This is a genomic window from Streptomyces sp. NPDC059895, from assembly GCF_042731035.1.
Classification (GTDB): domain Bacteria; phylum Actinomycetota; class Actinomycetes; order Streptomycetales; family Streptomycetaceae; genus Streptomyces.
The window spans coordinates 1-8,049 of record NZ_JBHWKO010000102.1; the positions used below are offsets into that span (position 1 = coordinate 1).

The 8,049-nt window shown below is 68.3% G+C and carries 7 protein-coding genes and 1 pseudogene; 4 read left to right on the top strand and 4 right to left on the bottom strand.

Going from position 1 to position 8,049, the window contains the following annotated elements; all coding sequences use genetic code 11:
- Positions 1–480 precede the first annotated feature (480 nt).
- Positions 481–1,461: a helix-turn-helix domain-containing protein gene (locus ACFV9M_RS41410; protein WP_385079448.1), complete on the bottom strand. Its 981-nt coding sequence runs from the start codon at positions 1,459–1,461 to the stop codon at positions 481–483.
- Positions 1,462–1,742: 281 nt separating this feature from the next.
- Between ACFV9M_RS41410 and ACFV9M_RS41415 the strand changes: the two genes are divergently transcribed.
- The 4 genes from ACFV9M_RS41415 (at position 1,743) to ACFV9M_RS41430 (ending at position 5,151) form a co-directional block, all read left to right on the top strand.
- Complete coding sequence (locus tag ACFV9M_RS41415) at positions 1,743–2,567, top strand: alpha/beta fold hydrolase (protein WP_385079450.1); 825 nt, start codon at positions 1,743–1,745, stop codon at positions 2,565–2,567.
- Positions 2,568–2,669: 102 nt separating this feature from the next.
- Positions 2,670–3,497: an alpha/beta fold hydrolase gene (locus ACFV9M_RS41420; protein WP_385079452.1), complete on the top strand. Its 828-nt coding sequence runs from the start codon at positions 2,670–2,672 to the stop codon at positions 3,495–3,497.
- 14 nt (positions 3,498–3,511) lie between these two features.
- Entirely contained in the window at positions 3,512–4,303 is a 792-nt protein-coding gene (locus tag ACFV9M_RS41425; RefSeq protein WP_385079455.1) for an alpha/beta hydrolase, read from the top strand.
- A 53-nt stretch (positions 4,304–4,356) separates the two neighbouring features.
- A complete protein-coding gene (locus tag ACFV9M_RS41430) occupies positions 4,357–5,151 on the top strand; it encodes an MBL fold metallo-hydrolase (protein WP_385079458.1) in 795 nt (264 codons plus the stop codon).
- A 160-nt stretch (positions 5,152–5,311) separates the two neighbouring features.
- On the opposite strand, the pseudogene ACFV9M_RS41435 reads toward ACFV9M_RS41430, so the two are convergent.
- The 3 genes and pseudogenes from ACFV9M_RS41435 to ACFV9M_RS41445 form a co-directional block, all read right to left on the bottom strand.
- Positions 5,312–5,626 (bottom strand): annotated as a pseudogene (locus tag ACFV9M_RS41435) (transposase); the annotation flags it as partial.
- A gap of 493 nt (positions 5,627–6,119) precedes the next feature.
- Positions 6,120–6,695: a hypothetical protein gene (locus ACFV9M_RS41440; protein WP_385079460.1), complete on the bottom strand. Its 576-nt coding sequence runs from the start codon at positions 6,693–6,695 to the stop codon at positions 6,120–6,122.
- A 2-nt stretch (positions 6,696–6,697) separates the two neighbouring features.
- Positions 6,698–7,870 carry a tyrosine-type recombinase/integrase gene (locus ACFV9M_RS41445; RefSeq protein WP_385079462.1) on the bottom strand — a complete coding sequence of 391 codons (1,173 nt, stop codon included), beginning with the start codon at positions 7,868–7,870 and terminating at the stop codon, positions 6,698–6,700.
- Positions 7,871–8,049 lie beyond the last annotated feature (179 nt).

Genomic DNA, 8,049 nt, shown 5'->3' on the forward strand with positions numbered 1-8,049 from the left:
GCTGGAACAGCTCCCACAACTCGTCCGGCACCATGCGCTCGACCATCACCACACGGTGCAGACTACCCAGCACTCCAAATGAGACGACGTCTAAGGACACCACCCCGTAGCCCCTCCTGCACCCGCTCTGCCCTGGAGCAACGCAGGCCCGGGGCAGAGCGGCCCGGCGGCGGAGAGGGCCAGGCCAGCAGCGGCGGCAGGCTTGACGCACTGCCCAGGACGGCCGTGCCTACGGACCGGCGTGGACCGACCCACTGGGAGTCACGGGGAGCCAGCCCAGACCAACGTGCAGACACCCCCCGACCTGGGCAGCACACTGGCCAGGACATCAGCCCGGGCGCATCCCGAGCCACATGGGCGTGAATGTGGACTTCGGTCGGCCGTCCGGCAGAGCTCCGTCTGCGGGTTCTCCGATCGACCAATGGAGCATTGTGGATCACCTGATCTCGCAGGCGGCTCATCCGGACTTCGCCGTGATCGTTAAGGCTGGTCCGGGGGCGCGAAAGCTGCCGCGTTGTAGTGGAGGCGGCGCCACTGGCGAGGCGTGACGCCGTAGGTCTGGCGGAAGCGGCGGGCGAAGTGGGCGGGGTTGGTGAAGCCCCAGGACCGGGCGATGGCCTCGATTGTGCGGTGGGTGTTCTCGGGCGTGGTCAGGTCGCGGCGTGTGCCTTCCAGGCGTCGGCGAATGATCCATTTCTCCAGACTGAGGCCGCCTTGCTCACACAACCGGTAGAGGGTTCGTACGGAGATGTTGTGGGCCGCGGCAATGCTGTGGGAAGTGAGCCTGGGGTCGGTCAGATGGGCGCGGATGTAGGCGAGGACGCGGGTGAGGAGGGTGTCTTCGGCGACCGACCGCCGGGTGCGTTCGTCGGCGGCCACCGAGACGATGAGGGCGCGGGTGAGTTCCAGGGTGGCGGAGCCGAGCGCCTCGGCGCCGGGGTCGGCGCTGAGCTGGTCGGCGCGGCGGCGCAGGCTCCGTATGTGATCCAGCAGCAACGGCGCGATATTGCTCTGCTCCAGGAGGGGTATCGCGGTCCGGACCAGGTGTTCGGGCAGGCCGAGACGCTCGGTGTCGACCATGAAGGCAACGGACTGTCCTGCCCCGGACCACGCGTACTCGTAGCCGGCGGTCTTGTGCGCCAGAGCCAGGGCGTCGGGTCCCACGCGCTGCTGATGGCCGTTCCAGGTGAATGCGCCCGTCCCATGGCTCTGGGTGATGACTGAGACGGTGTTCATCGAGTCGGATCGCGAGTGGCGCGGGGTGCGCCAGATGCGCATACCGGAGCCGCGCGTGGCGAACAGGGTCAACGGGCCGAAGTTCCAGACTTCCAGTCTCTTCCGGATGCCTGCCTCGGGATGTTCCTGCTCGACCGAGCAGCTGCCGCTCTCCCCGACAGCCACGGCGTGGAACGCCTCGATCCGGTCGGCGGCGGGTATGTCCTCCGTGTCCAAAACCAGCATGGTCCCCCCCAGGGCGGTAGCAGCGGCCCCTCCGCTGCCGTGCCGTCTCCCGGATTCTTCAGCACCGGGGGTGGCTTGGACAGGCGGATCCAAGCACTTCCGGGCCACCTGAGCGTGGTTCTTCACCTCGTGCCGCAGCAGTCCCGCCGGAGCAGGTGCCTTGGCACGCAGGGAACAGTCTTTGGCGTGCACGGTAAAGAACGGGGCCCGCGTCACTGACACGATCCCCCTCACCGAAGTCGGTCACCGGCATCGACACGATTGCTGACGGGAGCGCTCCCATGGGCAACTTCATCACGACGCGCGACGGCACGGAGATCTTCTACAAGGACTGGGGCAGCGGACGGCCGGTGGTGTTCAGCCACGGCTGGCCGTTGAACGCCGACGCCTGGGACGACCAGCTGCATCTGGTCGCCTCGCACGGCTACCGTGCGATCGCGCACGACCGGCGCGGACACGGCCGCTCCAGCCAGCCCTGGAACGGCAACGACATGGACACCTACGCCGACGACCTCGCCCAGCTGATCAAAGCCCTCGACCTGCACGACGCCGTACTGGTCGGTCACTCAACGGGCGGCGGCGAGGTGACCCGCTACATCGGCCGACACGGTACGTCCCGGATCGCCAAGGCCGTCCTGCTGGGCGCGGTGCCGCCCCTCATGCTCAAGACCGACACCAATCCGCAGGGCCTGCCGATTGAGGCGTTCGACGCCATCCGATCGGGTGTGTCGGCCGACCGGTCGCAGTTCTACGCCGAACTGAGCCTGCCCTTCTACGGCTTCAACCGTCCCGGTGCAAAGGTCTCGCAGGGTGTGTCGGACGCGTTCTGGCTGCAGAGCATGCAGGTCGGACTCAAGGGCGCGCTGGACTGCATCCGCGCGTTCTCCGAGACTGACTTCACCGAGGACCTGGGGCGCTTCGACGTCCCCACCTTCATCGCCCACGGCGACGACGACCAGATCGTCCCGATCGTGGCCGCCGGCCTGGAGTCGGCCAAGCTCGTCAAGGACGCGACGCTGAAGGTCTATCCGGGTGCTCCGCACGGTCTCGTGGGCGCATTCAAGGACGAGTTCAACGCCGACCTGCTCGCGTTCCTCGCCTCCTGAACCCCACCAGTCCTCGTCGTCACCGGCACCGGGATCGGTCCCGGTAGCGCCGCCCGACAGCACCTCCGCACGGTCTAACCCTCCTGTCCGAAAGGGTTCGTCATGCGTGTTCCAGCACCGCGCCGTCTGCTGACGGCACTGGCCGCCGCCGTTCTCATCGTCACCGGCGCGGTCTCCGCCCAGGCGACCTCCCACAAAGCCGTGCAGCCCGAGAAGGGGCCCAAGCCGACCGTCGTGCTCGTACACGGGGCGTTCGCCGACGCCTCCGGCTTCAACGACACCATCGCGCTGCTGCAGAAGGCCGGCTTCCCGGTCATCGCGCCCGCCAACCCGCTGCGGGACACCGCCGGCGACGCCGCCTACATCTCCAGTGTGGTGGACACCATCCCCGGCCCGGTCATCCTGGCGGCCCACTCCTACGGCGGCATCGTCATCACCAACGCCGCCCGCGGCCACGCCAACGTCAAGGCCCTGGTGTACATGGGGGCGTTCGCGCCGGACGAGGGCGAGAGCGCGCTGCAACTGGCGGGCCAGTTCCCCGGCAGTGAACTGGGCGCCGCCCTGATCCCACGCAGCTACCCGGTGCCCGGCAGCAAACCAGGGACCGACGGATACATCGACGCCGCGAAGTTCCGGGCCGTGTTCGCTGCCGATCTGCCCGCCTCCCAGACCCGTCTGATGGCGGCCACCCAGCGCCCCGGCAGCGTCGACGGCCTCAGCGGCGGCAGCGGCGCGCCCGCCTGGAAGACCATCCCGTCCTGGTACCTGATCCCGACCCAGGACAAGGTCATCCCGCCCGCCGCCCAGCGGTTCATGGCCAAACGCGCAGGCAGCACGGTGACCGAGATCCGGTCCTCGCACGTGGTCATGATCTCCCACCCGGAAGCCGCCGCCAAGATCATCGCGGCCGCCTACGCCGCCACCCGTTGAAGGAGCGAACGCTCATGAAACCAGACACCATCGTCCTCGTCCACGGCTTCTGGGTGACACCCCGCAGCTGGGAACACTGGATCACCCGCTACCAGTCCCAGGGCTTCCGGGTGCTGGCCCCCGCCTACCCCGGCTTCGAAGCGGAGGTCGAGGCGCTCAACGCCGACCCCACCCCGATCGAGGAACTCACGGTTCCCTCGGTCATCTCGTCGCTGGAGAAGCTGATCGACGGCCTCGACACCCAGCCGATCATCATGGGCCACTCCGCCGGCGGAGTGTTCACCCAGATCCTCCTCGACCACGGATACGGCAGCGCCGGAGTGGCCCTCAACTCCGCGCCCACCGAGGGAGTGGCGACGGTTCCGCTGTCGCAGCTGAAAGCGACGTTCCCGGTGCTGAAGAACCCAGCCAACCGGCACAAGGCCGTCGGATTCACCTACGATCAGTGGCGCTACGCCTTCACCAACACCTTCCCCGAAGACGAGGCCCGCGCCCTCTACGAGCGCTACCACATCCCCGCCTCCGGCCATGTGTTCTGGGGCAGCGCGCTGGCCAACATCCACCCCGGCCACGCCGACTCGTACGTGAACTACCGCAACGACGACCGGGCTCCGCTGCTGTTCGTCTCGGGCGAGAACGACCACCTGATGCCGCCCAAGATCCAGAAGTCCAACGCCAAGCACTACAAGTCGAACACCGTCACCGACATCGTCGAGTATCCGGGACGGTGCCATCTGATGCCCGCCCAGAAGGGCTGGGAGGAGATCGCCGACCACGCCCTCGCCTGGGCCCTCGACCACACCTGACCCACCGATCGCGGTGCCCGGCCCGCCGGGCACCGCGGCTCCAGGAGGCGTTGATGACGGAAGTCCGGTTCACCCATATCGGCGGCCCCACCGTCCTCATCAAGTTCGCGGGCTGGCGACTGCTGACGGACCCCACCTTCGATCCACCCGGCCGTACATACTCCTTCGGCTGGGGAACGTCCTCCCTCAAACTCACCGGCCCTGCCCTGCTCCCCGAGGAAATCGGACCGGTCGACGCGGTACTGCTCACGCATGACCACCACGGCGACAACCTCGACGACGCCGGCCGTGCCCTCCTCGCCGACGTCACCACTGTGGTGACCACCCGTGCCGGGGCGCGTCGGCTGGGCGGCACGACTGCACAGGGCCTCAAGGCTGGTCAGACCACCCGGTTGCAGGCGCCGGACCGGCCACCCATCGCCATCACCGCCACCCCCTGCCGACACGGACCGCCCCTCAGTCGCCCCGTCGCCGGGCAGGTCATCGGGTTCGCCCTCGCCTGGCCCGGCCAGCACCACGGACCGCTGTGGATCACCGGAGACACGGTTCTGTACGGCGCCGTACGTAAGACCGCCGCCGCCCTGCGCCCCGGCACCGTCCTGCTCCACCTGGGCGGCGTCCAGTTCCCCCTCACCGGCCCCGTCCGCTACTCAATGACCGCCGCCGACGCGCTCGCCCTGTGCGAAACCATCCGTCCCACGACGATCCATCCCGTCCACTACGAAGGCTGGCATCACTTCCGTGAAGGCCCGGAAGCCCTCACCACGAAACTGGAGGCCCTGCCCTCGGAGCGCAGCAAGCCATTCACCTGGCTGCCCCGGGGCACCCCGCACCTCACTGAAGTCTGACCAAGAGCTGGGCCTTGGGCCAGTGGCGCAGACCAACGGCACTTCAACACGCAGAACTTGACAGGGAACACTGCCTGTCGACGTACAGCTTGTCCGCAAGACGAGCCCCGCACCCCCCGAGCAGCAGGCCGCACCAGAAGGAGTCACCACGATGACGCCGTGAGTCGATCGCGCAGCGCGACCAGTCCGACTCTCCGCGCGAACCCAGTTCGTCGAGGATGACACGGTGGAGCTTCGCCCAGACCCGGGCGGCGGTCCACTCGGTGAAGCGCCGGTGCGCAGTCGGCCCCGAGGGGCCGAAGACCGGCGGCAGTTGCCGCCAGGTGCAGCCCGTCGTGGCCACGAAGATGATCGCGGCCAGCACCTCGCGATCCCCGTACCGGCGCTGGCCGCCGCCCTGCGGCCGTGATGGAGCGGGTGGGACCACCCGCTGGAACAGCTCCCACAACTCGTCCGGCACCATGCGCTCGACCATCACCACACGGTGCAGACTACCCAGCACTCCAAATGAGACGACGTCTTAACCATTTCGTAGGCGGCCTCGGGGATGCCGATGCCTGATTCCGTTTCGGGCAGTTCATGAACCGGTACCGCGCATGCCCAGGCGCCTCGTCCTCCCCGGGGCCGTCACTCCCACTCGACGGGGCCCTTCGGACCGTTTTACCGCGGTGCGGCCGTGGGCGGTGAGTGACCCCTCTTGCGCAGAGATCGTCGCCCAGCCGCAGTTGCCGCGATTGGGGGTTACCGGCCGGTTCGCCTGCGCGCCGACGATCATCCGCGAGTAGACGTCGAGGACGAACGCCACGTATGCCTGCCACGGCTGCCGGAGCGTGACGCCTACGCCCGCATGCTCAAGCAACTACCGAGGCCGAAGCCCCGATGTCGGCGAGCCGGTCGGTATACCGAATTGACACGTATTGCGACCCGTGGTCTGCCCTGGAGACGCCGGATCAAGAAAGACTGCGGCCTCATCCATCACAGCGCCGCAGTTCGGCGGAGATCTCGCGCAGGACGCCGGCGAGCCGGGTGGGGACGTGCTCGCCGGCTGGCGCGAGCTCCAACAGTGATGCGACGCGGTGGTTCTGGAGGAAGCGGACGACTGCGCGGAGTTCACTCGCGTGCCAGTCGTAGCGGGATGCCTGCTGCGTATGGGAGAACAACCCCCACTGGAACTCTGCCCTGGTCAGGGGCAACAGGCCCCGGAGGTCGAGTGTGCCCGCCGCAGCGTCGGGCCGCCGGACCTCGACTGGCCTGGCATCGTTGAGGAAGGCGCGACGCGTGACACCTTCACGCCGCGCGCGCAGCCACTCCCGCTCGTGGGGACTGCAGATGTCTCTGCGTGACGATTTTGCGTTTCCGCAGCTGGCAACCTTGCAGCCCCAGCGATAGACGGGGTGGTCCGCGGGGATTTCGATTACGGAGCCGCGGTAGAGCGGATCGACCGACGGCCCGCCGAGCAGAGCGGTCAGCACTTCAAGCCTGTCGCGGGTGTAACGGGCGCGGACCGGGTCGGCCAGGACGCGGAGCGGTGACGTCGAGCCCATCGTCACTCACCCCATGTCTTCAGCAGCGCGGCGTTGAAGACGGGATCGTTGACGTCCACGTGGGCGTAGATCTCGTCGACCACCTGGGTGGAGGCCCAGCCGCCAGCATCCCGGGTCACCACGAGGTTGCCGTCGGAGGCATCGAGGACCGCGGTCGCGAAGGAATGGCGGAAGGCGTGGGGGCGGATCTTGCCCAGACCCGCCCGGGCCGCGGCCCGGGCGGTCATTCTGCGGACGCCTTCCGGAGCCCAGGGAAGGCCCCGGTCCGGTCCGTGCTGCTGGACCAAGAGCATCCCGTGGGAGGCGCCGCGCGGGTACTCACCTGTGAGGTAGTCGAAGTAGGCGTGGATCACCGCCGGGCTGACCCTCTTGATGAGCCCGCCTCGGATGATGCCGTCTGCCAGTTCCCAGGGCCGCTTCGTCTTCGCCCGGGCCCCGTTGGGCAGGCCCTCGCGATGACACACGTGGACGTGCGGAGTGCGGCATTCGCCGCAGCTGGCTCCTTCCCGCAGGTGAAGGTCGCACAGGTGCAGCCCACACAGTTCACCGACGCGGAAACCTCCGTCGCTGAGCCAGTCGACGACCAGCCGGTCACGGGCCGAGTTCACCACGGGCAGCAGCAGCCCACGGGCGCCGTCCGGCAGCATCTTCGGATGCCGACGGCGGATCCTGCGAGGCGCCAGCGGGTTCGCCGCCATGTCCTTCGTGATGTGCCCCAGCAGGGCGCGGTCCCGGTCCTGTCGGGTCGGCATCCGCCGCTTGTCGAGCGTTTCGGCCAACTCGGAGTTGATGCCCAGCTCGGCCTGACGCAGGTAGAAGCCCTTCAGACACGACGCCGCCGAGGACAGCGCGCTGTCGCCGTAGGGACGCTTGCCCACCCGCCACGGCGACCTCAGCGGCGCGGCTGCCTTCGCGCCGACCGCGCCCATGTACCGCTCCAGGTCCCTGAAGCCGACGCTCTCCGGGACCAGTCCCTCGTGCTCCAGCCACCGTAGGTGGTCGACAAGCAGGTACGCGTACGGCCGGTCCGACCCGGTGCCCGCGTACTGGGACAGGAACCGTTCTGCGCCCGCATGTACGCCACCGGCCGGCTGGACGATCGTGTGCGACCGCCGTCCGTCCCGGTGGACGATCTCCTGCACCCTGAGCTGACCGATTGACAGCCTGCGTGCCACGTTGCCTCCGTGCCGACCTGACTGGACATGGCGAACACCACGACGCCGGTCGGCAAACGAGCACGGGATGTTCGTGGTGACAGGGGGGCCTGTCCCCGAGTGGTGGACACCTCTGATCCCGGCCCCGGTAGAGGTCGGGTAGGAGGCATCTTTTATGGTGATGAAGGTCTACTCGCCCG